Below are 16,389 nucleotides of genomic sequence, written 5' to 3'. Positions count from 1 at the left end.
TTTAACTTATGCAGCTTCATTCAAATTGGGAAGGCGAATGACTATTTTTTTTGAAAAACTCCCCTTCGTTAAGCTTTACCTGGATGACCATATACTGATTCCAACGTGTCCGCACATCCTATGTATACTGACAAAGCGCTTCTAAACCCGAGCACTTTGATCCTGCACAATTTAAATTTTTACTATGCTGAAAAAAATTTTGACCAATAAGAAAAACCACCTTCTAAAAAGTGGTTTTAGTGCTTGTCCATAAAATAATTATCAATTATTTCCCAGACTGATTCTGATTATTCATCGCCCGCATCATTTGATTAATTTTCTTCTGTGACGGCTTCTGGCCCATTTGCATCATCAATGTACGAAGCATTTGCTCATTTATTGGCGGATTCTTTTTCAAGTAGTTCATCATATATTTTCTAGCAATGAAAAATCCAAGAGCAACACCAGCAATTAAAGCTGCAATTGCAATTAATACTACCCATATCGTACTCATGTTACAAAATTTCCTCCTTCGTGTTGTCTCTAATACAGTATATTAGATTAGAGGAAATTATACAACACTTGACTTTCATCATTGAGCTCTTTTATAGATTTAGGAGAAATCCATCCATATTGTGGTGTATCTTTTCCTTGGACAAAGAAATAAGGATGAATATCTTCTAATATAGGAAAAAGCAGTGATACCGCAACGGCTAAATGGCGACACCTTAAAATCAATTCCCCATTTTCAATATATAAGCAGAGTGATTCTTCTCCTTTTTTTACAAGCACTCTATTTCCAATTCGTTTCACATAAATATCCGGCGAAGAAAACGTCTTTAAATGCATAGCAAACTTGTAAAAATGGATTTTTCGAGTGATAAATCGAAATTGCTTTCTAATTATTACTTCGTCCTCTTTTTCAGCACATTCTAAAAAGAAACGATGTAATAAATCACTTTTATGATAATAATTTTTTGCTACATTTTCTTCTATCCAATAAATTGCGTATTCATTCATCACGTATTCCCCCTTTGACTATCATTATAGAGGAATCTATTTCCGAAAGTTGTCATAATAGTGTGCAAAGAACAACTTCTTTTGTCGAAACAATAAAGAAAACTTGGCGTCTACTTTTCTCTTTCAGGAATTTAAGAGAAGTCTGTCAATCTGCTGATTTTTGATTTCTGCTTTCCCCTACTTGAATTTCTTTTGAAACATTTTTTCCATATCATCATTGATACAATTATCATATCAAATAATTATGTTATACTATCAAGGCTCTTCACCAAAATCAATGGTTGATATTAATGAATAGATATGAGTAAAGAGACTAATTAGCGCAGTATTTTTCCGTAGCGGTTACCACTATCAATTTAACTACTGTCTGTCAACCATTGATTTTGGTATTGATCCACTATCAAACAACCAATTACATTCACCAAAAATGGGAAGCAGCATAAATTAATTAAACAAAAGCCCAAAATTTCAAATCAAAAAGGAAGTGTCTTCTTGAGAAATTATTATTATGTTACGGCAAATACAGCGGTGGGATTTGTGAATTTACTGCCTTCCAATTTAGAACGTATACAGCAAATCTTTCGTTTAAAACACTCTTCTCAAACGGTGAAAGCAAAAATTTTAAAAGATATAATCACAAAATATGAAGCTACCTATGAAGTAGAAGTGTTAAAAAGTGCGTTGGGTGAACATTATTTGGATGGTGTGGTTATACCTGAAAAGAGACTCGCTTTTTTAAATGATTCCATTATACCAGATGATATGCGTGAAGGAATCGAACTGGATTTAAATCGATTTACACAAGACATTTCGGTAAGAAAAGAGAAACTAGAAGAAAAATTCATTCACTACACAGAAAAAGCATATAAACATTTGGAAACAGGGTTACGCATACATGATGATCTGGAAGAGATCTATATTAAAGAAATGAACTTTAAGCGGGCGAATGAAATTGCCGATACGTTTATTCAAGAAGTCTTAGAAGGACAATCGAAGAAGGATCAAGATGGCCACGAGTATCACCGCCTTTTTGGTACCACAACTGTAGATGGTCCGGTCAATGTCGTCCCTCATATTACAGAAAAACTATCCTGCGTTTTTTATGTAAAAGGGAGAGCTGGAACAGGCAAGTCAACATTTATGAAAAAAGTAGCGAGTGCTTGTATTGAATATGGTTATGATACTGAAATTTATCATTGTAGTTTTGATCCAAATAGTATTGATATGGTATTAGTTCCAGATTTGGATTTTTGTATATTTGACAGTACTGATCCCCATGAATTTTTCCCAACTAGAGAAGGGGAAGTAGTTATTGATTTATACGAAGAAACCGTCACGCCTGGAACAGATGAGAAATATGCTGGTGAAATTAACAAAATAAATAACCATTATAAATCCTATATGAAAAAAAGCGTTGCAGAGCTGAAAAAGGCTGGAAAATATTTGGAAACTATAGAGCAACAGTTTTCCTGCACCGAACAAGAACGGAAAGAAATCATCCATTTTATCGAGCAACAATTATAATAGATACGAAAGAAGAGAGATGCTAGCATCTCTCTTCCTCATGACATAAAATATTTAAATATTCCTTATTTCGTCACTTCTTCTACTAATTGAACAACGTTATCTACTGTAAAACCAAATTTCTCAATCAATAAATCGCCATTCGCAGAAGCACCAAAACGGTCAATTGTGAGTGTTTTTCCTTCAAAGCCTACATAACGGTCCCATCCGAATGACGCAGCCATTTCAATCCCGACTCTGGCTGTGACTTCTTTTGGAAGTACTTCGTTTTTATATGCTTCATCCTGCGCTTCAAAGCGATCCCATGAAGGCATACTTACTACCTGTGCATCGACACCTTTTTCCTTCAATGCTTCCTGTGCTGCAACTGCCAGTTGAACCTCGGAACCGGTAGCTAAAAGAAGCGCATCCGGTGTTTCTTTTTCGGATTTACTTACAATGTACGCACCTTTTTTAACCCCTTCATAGGCTAATTCTGCGGTATTTGCTAAGGTAGGCAGGTTTTGACGTGTCAATACAAGCGCTGTCGGCTGATCTGTTGATTCCAAAGCTAAGCGCCATGCTGCCTGTACCTCATTCGCATCCGCTGGACGGATTAATGAAAGATGAGGCATCGCACGTAAAGCAGCTAATTGCTCCACAGGCTCATGGGTCGGACCGTCTTCCCCGACTGCAATCGAATCATGCGTAAACACATACGTTACCGGCATATTCATAATCGACGCCAGACGAATGGATGGACGTAAATAGTCACTGAAGACAAAGAAGGTTCCACCGAAGACATGAAGTCCTCCGTGAAGCGCCATTCCATTTAAAGCAGCACCCATTGCATGTTCACGTACACCAAACCAGATATTACGTCCGGCATAATCTGCCTTGGTAAAGTCCGCTTCGTCATTGATTGTTGTTTTGTTCGAACCGGCAAGGTCGGCACTTCCGCCAAAGAAATTCGGAACGGATTTAGCTACAGCGTTTAATACTTCCCCGGAGGACGCACGTGTAGCAAATTTAGATCCTTCTTCAAATACAGGAAGATTTTCATGCCAGTTTTCAGGAAGCTCTCCTTTTAAAGCAAGCTCGAACTGTTTTCCTAATTCCGGATAGGCTTCTTGATAAGCAGCAACCAGCTCGTCCCATGCTGCTTCTTTTTCGGAACCGTCATTCACGATTTTTTCTTTAAAGTCAGCATATACTTCCTCCGGCACATAGAAATCTTCATGCGTCCATTTATAGGCTTCTTTAGTCAGTTTCACTTCATCTGCCCCAAGCGGTGCGCCATGGGAAGCACTGGAAGCAGATTTATTTGGAGAACCATAACCGATAACTGTTTTTACTTCAATCAATGTCGGCTGGTCCTGGTTTTGCTGTGCTTCTTTGATTGCCTGGCGAATGGCGTTGACATCATTGCCGTCTTCCACCCGCAATACCTGCCAGCCATATGCTTTAAAGCGTTGTTCCGTATTCTCAGAGAAAGAACGGTCTAAATCGCCGTCTAATGAAATATCATTGGAATCATACAAAGCAATCAGTTTACCTAAGCCCATATGGCCGGCTAACGATGCAGCTTCATGCGAGATTCCTTCCATTAAGTCTCCGTCACTGACAATCGCGTATGTATAATGATCGACCACATTATACTTTTCTTTATTATACACAGCACCTAAGTGTGCTTCCGCCATTGCCATTCCTACTGACATCGCAATGCCTTGTCCCAATGGACCCGTTGTTGCTTCTACACCATCCGTATGATGCACTTCCGGATGTCCCGGTGTTTTCGAATCCCATTGGCGGAATCCTTTTAAATCATCGATAGATACATTATAGCCTGATAAGTGTAACAGACTGTACAGCAGCATGGAACCATGACCTGCAGACAATACAAAACGGTCACGATTGAACCATTTGGAATGCTTTGGATTGTGATTCATAAAATCTGTCCAGAGTGTATACGCCATCGGTGCCGCACCCATCGGTAATCCCGGATGCCCGGAGTTTGCTTTTTCAATTGCATCGATGGAGAGCGTGCGAATGGTATTGATGGATAGTTCCTCAACTTGTTGTGTCATTGTTTTTCTCCTTCCACTTCAAAACATATTCTGTTTCTTCCTCTATTTTATAATGAAATCCGATACGATACAAGCTAAGTTAATATGATGTATCAGTGTTTCTTATTACGTTCCTGGTAATCACGAAGCTTTTGCGGGGTCACATCATTCCCGGCCGGGTCAATGACTGTCATCCCTTTTAGATGATTTTTAAAAGAACCCCGTACATTTGCCAGGTATTCTTTTCGAAGATTTTGCTGTTCTGTTTTTTCTTCTTCTGTTAAGCCTTCACTTTTCGCTTTATTAGCTAACATATTTATTCTATTTAATTTATCTTTAGACAACATAGCTTGCCCCTCCTTCGATTAAAAAAACAGGAGTTAAAATAACCTTCCTGTTTCTTTATCTTACGTCACGATTCACTTTCATTCAAGGAATTGATATATTCCTGGTAGCGGCGATGGATGGTTGCCTTTGATGCATGAAATCCAAGTCCTTTTAAAACTGTTGTGATTTCTTGAAACGTTAATTTATTCTGCCGCAGCCGCACAATCTCTTCCATCGGAATTTCAGCGCGTTCTCTTCCCGGGGATTGATTGATATGATGTAAATTTTCTTGAGGGTTATACCCATTTGATACAGCACGTCGCATTCCCCTTTTTATTTTCATATTATGTAGTTTACGCTGATATTCTTCCACTATACCGACGATGTTCAACACCATCGAATCCGCTTCATTCAGCTCAAGTTCTCCTTCATGGGTAACCGTGTAAATGGGGATATTAATTTTCCGGAGCTGATGAAATAAAGCAATTTTTGTATTTCCTCTTCCAAGCCTTGTTTCATCTTGAATACAAAGACAATCAGCTTCTTGATGAGAAAAATAATCAAGAAGCTTAAATATGCCATCTCTATCAATGTCATAGCCGCTGGCCTTCTCCTGAATACAATCCACAACCGTAAAATTTAATTTATCGGCCAGCGCAGATAACTCTTCATATTGTCTTTGAAGTGATGTTTCTTGTGTTTCTTTTTCTGTACTTACCCGACAATAAATAATCGTTCTCAATGTTTTATCCTCCAATAATAAACCGCTCTTTTTCAACTTTTCGGTGACAATTCTTTACAGAATCTGTCTTACCAGCATATTTGCTCTCTACAAAATAAGCAAGGAAATCAGTCGTCTGGTCAATCACTTAAATTGTAACCATCATCGTATATAAAAATATTAACGCAATAATAAAAGCTACAATATAAAAAGCATCAGACTTCATCAGTTTTTCAAACATATTAAAACTCCCCTTCGATATTTTATCTGGTTCCGGAACAGTTGTTCTTACTATAGTATATTCAGAACAACTGTTCCTGTCAATACTTTTTAGAACATTTGTTTGTAAATTGATTCATTCAATGCTATACTATGAATAACAAATACCTATGCTAGAGGGGAGTAAGTCATGACAAAACTATCAAAAAGACAGCAGATGATTTTTGACTTTATTAAAGATCAAGTAGAGCAGAAGGGCTATCCGCCTTCCGTACGTGAAATTGCAGTAGCTGTCGGGTTAGCTTCAAGCTCTACTGTTCACGGTCATTTAGAAAGATTAGAAAACAAAGGATATATTCGGAGAGACCCGACCAAACCTCGTGCCATCGAGATCATATATAATAATGAGAATGATGCGCCTAAGGATAAGGCCATTTATGTACCTGTAATAGGGAAGGTAACAGCCGGAATCCCGATTACTGCGATTGAAAATGTGGAAGAGTTTATTCCCGTTCCCAGCTCTTCTGCCGGACCGGAGGATAATCTGTTTGTACTTGTCATTGATGGAGACAGTATGATTGAAGCAGGCATCCTCGACAAAGATATGGTTATCGTAAAACAGCAAAGCTCTGCGGATAATGGAGATATCGTTGTAGCAATGACGGATGAAAATGAAGCGACTGTCAAACGTTTTTTTAAAGAAAAGACCCGTTTCCGCCTCCAGCCCGAAAATGCAACGATGGAACCTCTCTATTACGAAAACGTATCTATTCTCGGCAAGGTAATCGGCTTATACCGTCATATCCACTAAAAGGAATGTGCTTTAGAGCAGGAGCATGCGGGCAGTATAAGCTGCACATAGCAGAAACGTTAGAACATCCTCTATAGGTGATTTTATCGGCCAGTCAAAAAAGGTTAACGGGCACATTTGTCAGATGTGCCTGTTAACCTTTTTTCTAGTATAAAATTAATCCATTCATAATATGCTTAATATAAAGTACAAGTATAAGGAGTGTATAAAATTGACTGAAACGTTAAAAAAGAAACGCTGGCTTTATCTTCCAATCACCATTATCAGCTTTATTCTGGGAATTATCTATTTAACAAAGGTTGCAGATTATTTAACACTGCCATTTTTATCAGCTCTTCTCATCATTGTCACTTTTTTAGAAGTTTACCCGGACAAGAACTATTTTTCCAAAAAGAATTTGATAAAAATCATTTCTGCTCTTGTGATTATTGCTCTTGCACTTTGGTACCAGGTTGCTGTTTTTATTCTTGGATAAGTGAATAAAGCATATACACAGCCTTTCATTTTATAAAAAGAAAACCGTTCTAATCAAAATAAGTAATGTCCCAACTTTTTAGAATATTTATTAAAAACACAATTTTTGCAATTTACTTATAACAAATAAAATTGTACAACTCTTTTCTTCATAAATGGCTGTACTGCTTCCTGTTTATTGGATGCATCGGCAGGTTTTATATAATTTCCTTCTGTGACAATACGGGTTGCTAGTTATTTAAAGCTTTTTGTCAATACTTGCAGGCCATATTACGATACCTTATGCTCCAATCGTAATCGGTCAGCTACCATCGCAATAAATTCAGAATTCGTCGGTTTTGCTTTAGAAATATTGATGGTGTAACCAAATAATGCTGAAATGGAATCAATATTCCCTCTGCTCCAAGCTACCTCTATTGCATGGCGAATTGCTCTTTCTACACGGGAAGCAGTTGTATTGAATTTTTTGGCGATATCCGGATAAAGCACTTTTGTGATGGACCCCAAAAGGTCAATATCATTATAAACCATAGTAATTGCTTCTCTTAAGTACATATATCCTTTAATATGCGCAGGCACGCCTATTTCATGAATAATATTGGTTATATTCGCTTCCAGGTCCTGCTTTTTCTTACTTTCAATATTTGTTTTCGTCACATTTGATACTCTGGAAACCGCACTTCCCTGAACCTGCAGAATTTGATCAGCCAGATTCTGTATGTCAAACGGCTTCAGGATAAAATAAGAAGCTCCTAAATCAACTGCCTTCTTCATCACTTCTTCCTGACCAAATGCAGTCAACATAATAATATGTGGTTTTTTAGTTAATTCCATTTTTTTAATTTCATTTAAAACAGCTATTCCATCCATATGCGGCATAATAATATCTAATACCAGCACATCCGGTGTTTTCTCTTCAATCAACGGGAGGCAGTCCCTTCCGTTTAATGCTGTTCCGACAATTTCAATTTCTTCCTGTTCCCCAAAAAAGTCCTCCATTAATTGTATTAACTCACGATTATCATCAACAAAACACACAGATATTTTACTCACTAAAAAATCCTCCTTTTGCTTTTTATGCACCTATATCATATTCTACAAAAAACATAAATATCCTCTTTAAAATCAAAAAACTTTTGATTTATTTCGATTTTCTCAAGTATTCTTCGTTTTTCTCTTTTTTTCACCAACTTTCGACACAATTTTCAACGTATTATTGTATCCGTTTTCATTATATCAGATAGTAGTTGGAAATAAAATGCATATTTCCAATAAACATACTATATTTTAATGATTATTTAAAAACTAAAAAATGTCTATAATAGCAAACGCTACTACAGACATTTTTAATTATTGATTTATTATTTTATTCTGTTAGGGAAAAGAAAGCTTAACCGGAATGACAGCAGCTGCTACGCTGCAGCTTCATTCAAATCAGATTGAATAATATCTGCATCTTCAAGCATCCATTCGATATGAACACCGTATCCCGAGGTAGGATCATTTACAAACACATGTGTTACTGCACCGATAACCTTGTCATTTTGAATAATAGGGCTTCCGCTCATTCCCTGAACAATTCCGCCAGTTAATTCTAATAATCGCGGATCGGTAATTTGAATAACCATTCCCTTTGTAGATGCTGATTTTTGAGGAACACTGCTGATAATTTCAATGTCAAATTCTTCAATCTTCTCTCCATCCACTACAGTAAGAATTTTTGCAGGCCCTTCTTTGACTTCATGGGATAGTGCTACAGGAAAGGTTTCATCATATTTTTCATGATTTACCTCCTTTTCTAATACCCCAAATATTCCATAATCCGTATTTTTCGTGATATTACCAATTCTTTTTTCTTGCGTTTGAAAGGAAGCTTGTTTTTCTCCCGGTAAACCATTATCACCCTTTTCAATTGCAGTTACAGAAGAATGGATAATGGATCCCTGCTTGATGTCAATCGGTTTCTTCGTATCCATATCCGAAATAACATGTCCTAACGCGCCATATTTCCCTGTTTCCGGCTCGTAAAATGTCATTGTTCCAATACCTGCTGCTGTATCTCTGATATATAAACCAATTTTGTAAGCATTTTCTTTTTTGTCGAAAATCGGCTGCAGGTTTGTTTCAATATACTTATCTCCGCGTTTCAGCTTGATTTGCATTTTTTTATTCTCCTTACCGCTGTGATCAACAATCGGTTTAATGTCTGTCATATGATTGATCTTTTGACCATTTATTTCAACAATTGTATCACCAATATTTATTTTAGCGGCTTCTCCCGGAGACTTTACTCCTTCAGACATTTTCACTTGATGATGACCGACAACCAGTACACCTTTCGTTTCTAACTGCACTCCAATGGATTGTCCTCCCGGTACTACTCTTACATCCTCCAGACGTTGATGCTGCCCCTGATTATCCTCTTTATTCGTATGCTCTTCATTATTGAAAAAAGGAAGGATAGGATAGTCTTGAAAAACCTCTTTATACCCTTGCATGGAAGTATCTGCGTGGATAAAGGAAGGGGAAATAAAAAACAATATAAAAGCAAGCGATAATAGCGAGCTGATTTTATATGTCCATCTGATTTTGTTTGTTTTGCTCATAAATCGTCTCCTCCTCATACAAAAAATATTATCTTTCTGTACATATACTTTTTGCAGTTGGAGGGCAGTTTAAACTGGAACAACCTATGTGATATGTGTATCTTTTCCTCTAAAAATATAGATAAACGGACGTATAGTGTTGTTATTCTTAAGATGCAAAAGGACATGTGATTAACGAAATTTGTAAGTACAGGAAAAAGAAAAAACCGGTACAGTTATTGTCCGATTTTTTTAACGTTTTTATCCCTTTAATTTGATTTTTTAAAACGATCTGCCAATGTTAACATTTCTTTCGCATGTTCTTTTGCTGTATCTGTTAATTTTGTTCCAGTAATCATCCGGCTTAATTCCTCAATCAGTTCCGTATTATTTAATTCAATAACAGAAGTAAAAGTGCGATTTTCCTTTTCCTTTTTCTGAATAAATTTATGCGTATCTGCCATAGCAGCGACCTGCGGAAGATGTGTAATACACAGAACCTGTGATTCCAGCGATATTTCATGGATTTTTTCAGCAATTGCCTGTGCGACTCTTCCGCTGACTCCGGTGTCCACTTCATCAAAAATAACACTCGTAATGCCCTGATGCTTTGAGAAAATCTTCTTCAAAGCAAGCATGATTCTTGATAATTCTCCTCCTGAAGCTATTTTTGTGAGGTCTTTTAAAGGCTCGCCGACATTGGTGGAAATGCGGAAAAGTATTTTATCATAGCCGTTTGATTTCAGCTTCCGCTGCGTTGAATCCTCAAAATCAATGGAAAAGGTCGTCTTTTCTAAATAGAGGTCTTTTAATTCCCGGTGGATATCGTTCGTTAATGTTTCCGCGGCTTGTTTTCGTAAGTGATGAAGCTGATCTGCTTCTAATAAAGCATCCTTTTCAACCTCATCAATTTCTGTTACAAGTGTATTTAAATGCGTTTCCCGATTTGTAATCTGTTCGATTTCTTCTTCAACGCGTCCTAAGTAGTCTAACATTTCTTCCACCGTTGGACCGTATTTACGCTTTAATCTGTTCAATTCATCCATCCGCTGTTCAATCTCATTCAGGCGCTCCGGATTAAATTGCAGCTGGTCAAGATAATTGCGAATATCATACGTGAGTTCTTCCAGCATATAATAATGATTAGATATACTGTCCAATTTTTCAGCAATAAAAGGATCTAAATCTGCTCCGTCCTGTAAAGCTGATTGTGCGTGGCTGACTAATTCTAATCCATGCTGCTCGCCATATAAAGAAAAATAAGCATCCGAAAGAGATTGATGTATCCTTTCATAATTTGCAAGCTGATTGCGCTCTTCTTCAAGCGCCGTATCCTCATTCGGGATAAGCTGTGCTTCTGTTAATTCCTGCTGTTGGAATTGGAGCAGATCCAGGCGCTGTGCCATCTCCTGCTCATTGTCATTCAGGCTGCGGTACTTTTTCTTCAGATTTTCCAGACGGTTATAAATATCCTGATAATCTTTTTTTGCTTCCTTCATGTCATCTCCAAGATAGAGATCTAAAAAATCAATATGCTGCTCATTATCCATCAGCGATTGCGTCTCGTGCTGACTATGGATATCAATCAATGTTTTTCCAAATTCCCGGAGAATAGCCAGTGTCACTAATTTACTATTTACACGGCAGATGCTTTTTCCAGAGGAGGTTATGGTCCGCTGAAGTACAATTTGTTCATCACTGATTTCAATCCCATATGCTTTTCCTACTTGGTAAATAGGGTGCTTTTCGTGATCGATGAAAAATAATCCTTCAATCTCTGCTTTATTCGATTCATGTCGAACAAAGTCTACAGAACCTCTTGCTCCGGCTAATAATTGGATAGCATCAATGATAATCGATTTTCCTGCACCAGTCTCCCCCGTCAAAACAGTAAGGCCTTCTTGAAAGTTTAAGGATAATTCTTCAATAATCGCAAAGTTTTTTATAGATAATTCAGTTAACATGCTGCCTCACCCCGACTAAATAATTTTAAAGCATTCCAATTAATCGATTTTTGATATCCTCCGCATGTTCAGGTGTCCTGCATATAATTAAACAAGTATCGTCCCCGCAGATGGTTCCCATAATTTCTTCCCAATCCAAATTGTCGATCAAGACGCCGACTGCGTGGGCATTTCCAGGGAGTGTTTTTAAAATAATAAAATGACTTGCATTCTCTATTTTGACAAACGTATCCACAATCAACCGCTGCAGTTTTTGCAGCGGATTAAAACGCTGATCTGCAGGCAGGCTATACTTATATTGACCTGTATTCGTCGGTACCTTTACCAATTGCAGTTCTTTAATATCCCGTGATACGGTAGCCTGTGTGACGTTATAGCCAAGATTTTTTAATGAATCGACAAGCTCATCTTGTGTTTCAATAATGTTTTCTGTGATCAGTTCACGAATTTTAATATGGCGTTGTATTTTACTCACGTATAAACCCTCCTTATAGTGCATACATCTTCTTATAATGTGATATGTCATGTTTCCAGAATTATTGAGTCAATGCCTGCTGTGCTTCCCTGACAACTTCTTCTAATCCGATTTCTTTTGGCGTTTCTTCATTTCTCCATTTGAAATGTGCCAGAAATTCAATATTGCCTTCTGTTCCTTTAATAGGAGAGTATGTTATATCTACTAAAGTAAATGAAGCCATCGCTGCATAATTTACCACTTTTTCGAGAACCTCCAGATGAATTGCCGGATCTCTGACAATTCCTTTTTCACCAACCTGGTCTCTTAAAGCCTCAAATTGCGGCTTTATTAACGCAATAACATCATTCTTTTCATGCAGTAATGTCGCCAGAACAGGGAATATATGCTTCAGCGAAATAAAAGAAACATCAATAGAAGCAACTTCAGGCAAACCATACTCGAGCGTCTCTGGTGTAACATGTCTGAAGTTTGTCCGTTCCATCTCAATCACACGAGGGTCGTTCCGGAGCTTCCAATCTAATTGATTATAGCCGACATCAATGGCATAGCATTTTTTAGCGCCATTTTTTAAAGCACAATCTGTAAAACCACCTGTCGACGAGCCGATGTCCATAAAAATTTTATCTGAAATAGACACTGAAAATAATTGAAGAGCTTTTTCAAGCTTATAGCCGCCGCGGCCTACATATTTTAAACGTTTATCTTTGATTCGGAGCGGCTTATTGACAGGAACAAGGCTTCCCGGCTTATCCACACGCTCTTCTCCTGAATAAACCAGTCCCGCCATCACCGCACGTTTCGCTTTTTCCATATCTTCCGCCAATTCTCTTTCTACTAATAGCTCAGCAATTTTTTTCTTTTTTTTCATAACCCGTTTCCTTTACATAATATAATGTGTCAACACACGCTTTTAGTGGTCTCTTTCACTAAAGTAATCCGTCAACGCTTTTAAAAGAGAATCTTCTGCGCCGGCTAATTTCAAGTTCTCATATGCTTGTTGAACGTATTTTTCTTTTTGCGCAATTGCACCTTCCAGGCCTAATAATTTAGGGTACGTGCTTTTTTCGTTTAATTCATCGCTGCCTACCCGTTTTCCCAGCTTTTCTTCCTCGCCGGAAACATCCAGGATATCATCCTGCACCTGAAAAATAAGCCCTAAATAATAAGCATATTTCTCTAAATAACGTACCTGCTCTTCTGTTGCATTTGCTAAATACGCTCCTGCAAAAATAGCGAAACGAATCAGTTCTCCTGTTTTCAAGGCATGAATTTCTTCCATGGCTTCTAACGAAACAGATTGTTTCTCTGCTTCCATATCAAGAATCTGTCCGCCGACCATCCCTTTCGGACCGCTGCAGGCAGTTAATTCTCTGGTGAGCGTCACCTTTTCATCTGCAGTAAGCAATGGATCATTTAGAATTAATTCAAAGCTGTAGGTCAACAAGGCATCGCCCGCAAGAATGGCTGTAGCTTCATCAAATTTTTTATGATTCGTTAACATACCGCGCCGGTAATCATCATCATCCATGGCCGGCAAATCATCATGAATGAGTGAATAGGTATGTATCATCTCAAGAGCAATCGCCGATGACATCGCTTTTTGAACATCCTGGCCGTATGCTTCATAGCTGGCAAATAATAAAATAGGACGCAATCTCTTTCCTCCGGCATCTAAGGAATAAAGCATGGACTGTTTTAAATTACCCGGTATTTCCAGCTTGTTAAAACAGCTTGTATACGCTTTTTCGAGCTCCTCCTGATAATACGTTAAATATGCCTGTAATCGTTTATGCGCCATCTTATTTGTCCTCCTCTACTTCAAACGGCTCCAGTTCACCCTGCTCATTTAAAATATGAACCATTTTTTCCTGTACATTGGTTAATTTTTCATTGCATAGCTTAGAGAGCTTCATCCCATCATGATAATACTCAATCGCTTTTTCAAGAGGAACATCGCCTTCCTCCAGTTTATTGACAATAACTTCGAGCTTTTCCATCGCTTGCTCAAAGGTTAATTCATCATATTTCTTTTCTTCCGCCACTCTGATCTACCTCCTTTATCTTTTGTACGTTTGCATGCAGATATCCGTCCTGCAGCCGTACATCGATTGGATCTCCTTCGTTCACATCCTTGATGGATTTAATCACATCACCATCTTGACTATAGCTGATCCCATAACCTCGTGCCATAACAGCAAGCGGGTTAACCAGTGTTAATTTGTTGATAGAAGTCTGTAAGTCGCTTTCTGATTTTGCAAACAGCTGTTTCATGGATCGGTTTAACTCCGCCAGCAATTTACTATTTTTATCTGCTGCTGTTTTTATTTCCTGCTCCGGATGCTGTGTATCCAGCCTCTGTTTAAGATGCGTGTAACGAAGCTGCTTCTGTTCCATTCTTGCTTTTAACGACTTGTTTAATGAATCCAGCATCGAATCCAGTTCTTGTTCTTTTTGGGCAATCAGCTGTTTCGGGTATTTAAATGCATAGGTTTGGCTTAATGATTCCAATCGTTTACGATGCATTTGTATATCTGTACGCATCACCTGTGACAGACGCTGCGCTAAATACGATACTTTATCAAGCTGTTCCTTTTGCGAAGGGACAGCTAACTCAGCTGCTCCTGTCGGCGTCGGCGCACGTAAATCAGATACAAAATCAGCAATTGTTGTATCTGTTTCATGCCCCACAGCAGAAATAACAGGAATCTCCGATGCATAAATCGCTCGTGCCACTGCTTCTTCGTTAAAGCTCCACAACTCCTCAATCGACCCGCCGCCGCGGCCGACAATCAAAACGTCATACTCCTCTGGAAAAGCATTCGCATATTGAATCTTTTTCACAATGGAACTGGTCGCCTGCGGACCCTGCACAGATACCGGCAGCACTGTAATCTTCACAGAAGGTGCTCTTCTTTCAATCGTTGTCACAATATCACGGACAGCTGCCCCGGTTGGAGATGTAATGACGCCGACATGATTCGGGTAAGCAGGAATCTTTTTTTTCTGGTCATCAAGAAATAAGCCTTCTGTTTGCAATTTTTCTTTCAATTGCTCAAAAGCCTGATACAACGCCCCGATGCCGTCTGGCTCCATGTCACGGATATAAAGCTGATATTGCCCGCTTGCTTCATAGACACTTACCTCTCCCCGAATAAGCACACTCATGCCATTTTCCGGACGAAAAACAAGCCTGCTGTTATTCGAAGAGAACATCACTGCCTGGATACGGGCATTATCATCCTTAATGGTCATATACATGTGTCCGCGGCTATGGTGTTTAAAGTTAGATATTTCCCCTCGCAGCCAAACCTGTCGCAGATGGGGGTCTGTATCTATCTTACGCTTCACATACCTGGTTAGTGCAGTAACCGTCAGATAATTATCTTTCACTTTTCAGACAGTCCTTTAGCAGCCTTGATGGTATTTTTTAAAAGCATTGTAATCGTCATCGGACCGACACCGCGGGGAACTGGTGTAATATAAGATGCTTTTTCCTTCGCACTTTCAAATTCCACGTCACCAGTCAGCTTGCCATTGTCCATGCGGTTAATACCAACATCGATAACTACTGCTCCTTCTTTCACATAGCTTCCATCAACAGCATGCTCTCTGCCCATGGCAACTACTAAAATATCTGCTTCCAACGCAAGTTCACGAAGGTTCTGCGTACGGGAATGACAATATGTAACTGTCGCATTTCTCTCTAACAGCAATAATCCCATCGGTTTTCCGACAATATTGCTGCGTCCGATAATCACAGCGCGCTTCCCTTCTATTTCAATATTTTTAGATTCAAGCATCGTCAGAATCCCATAAGGAGTACAAGGCAAAAAGGTTTCTTCTCCATTTACAAGCTTTCCAATGTTGACCGGGTGAAAACCATCTACGTCTTTTAAAGGAGAAATAGCGTGGATGACCTTTTGTTCGTCAATATGATCAGGCAATGGCAATTGAACAAGAATACCATGTACATCCTTATCATTATTCTGCCCTTCAATCACTTGTAACAGCTCCTGCTCGGAAACCGATTCCGGCAGCTCAATTAAGTTGGACGAGATCCCCGTGAAATCACATGCTTTTTCTTTCCCTTTCACATAAGATTTAGACGCAGGATTATCTCCTACCAGAATAACCGTTAAATGCGGGTGGATATTCTGTTGCTTTAAAATCTCTACTTCATGTTTCATTTCTTCTTTTAACTCATCTGACAGCTCTCTTCCGTTTAATAACTCTGCAGTCATG

Annotated in this window: 17 protein-coding genes; 3 read left to right on the top strand and 14 right to left on the bottom strand. The window is 38.5% G+C overall.

What is annotated here, in order from left to right; all coding sequences use genetic code 11:
- Positions 1-265 precede the first annotated feature (265 nt).
- The gene (locus tag ACZSMY_RS02755; protein ID WP_042534680.1) at positions 266-493 is read right to left on the bottom strand and encodes a YneF family protein; all 228 of its coding nucleotides are present in this window, start codon (positions 491-493) and stop codon (positions 266-268) included.
- A 47-nt stretch (positions 494-540) separates the two neighbouring features.
- Positions 541-999, bottom strand: coding sequence for a sporulation inhibitor of replication protein SirA (gene sirA, locus ACZSMY_RS02750; RefSeq protein ID WP_042534681.1), 459 nt, complete (start codon positions 997-999; stop codon positions 541-543).
- Positions 1,000-1,491: 492 nt separating this feature from the next.
- On the opposite strand from sirA, the gene ACZSMY_RS02745 reads away from it, so the two are divergent.
- Complete coding sequence (locus tag ACZSMY_RS02745; protein ID WP_042534682.1) at positions 1,492-2,523, top strand: hypothetical protein; 1,032 nt, start codon at positions 1,492-1,494, stop codon at positions 2,521-2,523.
- 65 nt (positions 2,524-2,588) lie between these two features.
- On the opposite strand, the gene tkt is transcribed toward ACZSMY_RS02745, so the two are convergent.
- The 3 genes from tkt to ACZSMY_RS02730 all read right to left on the bottom strand — a co-directional run bounded on the left by tkt (position 2,589) and on the right by ACZSMY_RS02730 (position 5,637).
- Positions 2,589-4,589, bottom strand: a complete 2,001-nt coding sequence (gene tkt / locus ACZSMY_RS02740) for a transketolase (RefSeq protein ID WP_042534683.1) — start codon at positions 4,587-4,589, stop codon at positions 2,589-2,591.
- A 92-nt stretch (positions 4,590-4,681) separates the two neighbouring features.
- A complete protein-coding gene (locus ACZSMY_RS02735) occupies positions 4,682-4,915 on the bottom strand; it encodes a DUF896 domain-containing protein (protein ID WP_042534684.1) in 234 nt (77 codons plus the stop codon).
- 65 nt (positions 4,916-4,980) lie between these two features.
- On the bottom strand, positions 4,981-5,637 hold the full coding sequence (locus tag ACZSMY_RS02730; RefSeq protein ID WP_042534685.1) for a YneB family resolvase-like protein: 657 nt from the start codon (positions 5,635-5,637) through the stop codon (positions 4,981-4,983).
- A 388-nt stretch (positions 5,638-6,025) separates the two neighbouring features.
- Between ACZSMY_RS02730 and lexA the strand changes: the two genes are divergently transcribed.
- On the top strand, positions 6,026-6,646 hold the full coding sequence (lexA, locus tag ACZSMY_RS02725) for a transcriptional repressor LexA (protein ID WP_042534686.1): 621 nt from the start codon (positions 6,026-6,028) through the stop codon (positions 6,644-6,646).
- 211 nt (positions 6,647-6,857) lie between these two features.
- Positions 6,858-7,121, top strand: a complete 264-nt coding sequence (locus ACZSMY_RS02720) for a hypothetical protein (protein ID WP_042534688.1) — start codon at positions 6,858-6,860, stop codon at positions 7,119-7,121.
- A 269-nt stretch (positions 7,122-7,390) separates the two neighbouring features.
- On the opposite strand, the gene spo0A is transcribed toward ACZSMY_RS02720, so the two are convergent.
- The 9 genes from spo0A to folD form a co-directional block, all read right to left on the bottom strand.
- The gene (gene spo0A / locus ACZSMY_RS02715) at positions 7,391-8,173 is read right to left on the bottom strand and encodes a sporulation transcription factor Spo0A (protein WP_042534689.1); all 783 of its coding nucleotides are present in this window, start codon (positions 8,171-8,173) and stop codon (positions 7,391-7,393) included.
- A gap of 359 nt (positions 8,174-8,532) precedes the next feature.
- Positions 8,533-9,726, bottom strand: a complete 1,194-nt coding sequence (gene spoIVB / locus ACZSMY_RS02710) for a SpoIVB peptidase (RefSeq protein WP_139089148.1) — start codon at positions 9,724-9,726, stop codon at positions 8,533-8,535.
- Between the two features lie 248 nt (positions 9,727-9,974).
- Positions 9,975-11,669: a DNA repair protein RecN gene (gene recN / locus ACZSMY_RS02705; RefSeq protein WP_042534691.1), complete on the bottom strand. Its 1,695-nt coding sequence runs from the start codon at positions 11,667-11,669 to the stop codon at positions 9,975-9,977.
- A 25-nt stretch (positions 11,670-11,694) separates the two neighbouring features.
- A complete protein-coding gene (gene ahrC, locus ACZSMY_RS02700) occupies positions 11,695-12,144 on the bottom strand; it encodes a transcriptional regulator AhrC/ArgR (RefSeq protein WP_040985350.1) in 450 nt (149 codons plus the stop codon).
- 61 nt (positions 12,145-12,205) lie between these two features.
- A complete protein-coding gene (locus tag ACZSMY_RS02695) occupies positions 12,206-13,015 on the bottom strand; it encodes a TlyA family RNA methyltransferase (protein ID WP_042534693.1) in 810 nt (269 codons plus the stop codon).
- 42 nt (positions 13,016-13,057) lie between these two features.
- Positions 13,058-13,945 carry a polyprenyl synthetase family protein gene (locus tag ACZSMY_RS02690; RefSeq protein ID WP_042534696.1) on the bottom strand — a complete coding sequence of 296 codons (888 nt, stop codon included), beginning with the start codon at positions 13,943-13,945 and terminating at the stop codon, positions 13,058-13,060.
- Position 13,946: 1 nt separating this feature from the next.
- A complete protein-coding gene (locus tag ACZSMY_RS02685; RefSeq protein ID WP_256704802.1) occupies positions 13,947-14,189 on the bottom strand; it encodes an exodeoxyribonuclease VII small subunit in 243 nt (80 codons plus the stop codon).
- Positions 14,167-15,537, bottom strand: coding sequence for an exodeoxyribonuclease VII large subunit (xseA, locus tag ACZSMY_RS02680; protein WP_042534700.1), 1,371 nt, complete (start codon positions 15,535-15,537; stop codon positions 14,167-14,169). Before xseA ends, ACZSMY_RS02685 begins: the two co-directional genes overlap by 23 nt.
- The gene (gene folD / locus ACZSMY_RS02675) at positions 15,534-16,388 is read right to left on the bottom strand and encodes a bifunctional methylenetetrahydrofolate dehydrogenase/methenyltetrahydrofolate cyclohydrolase FolD (RefSeq protein ID WP_042534702.1); all 855 of its coding nucleotides are present in this window, start codon (positions 16,386-16,388) and stop codon (positions 15,534-15,536) included. The genes xseA and folD overlap by 4 nt, the downstream gene beginning before the upstream one ends.
- Position 16,389: the final 1 nt, after the last annotated feature.

The sequence above is a fragment of the Oceanobacillus sp. B139/18 genome, from assembly GCF_055524595.1.
The sequence above is the reverse complement of the archived record's forward strand: the minus strand, read 5'-3'. Positions and strand labels throughout refer to the sequence as shown.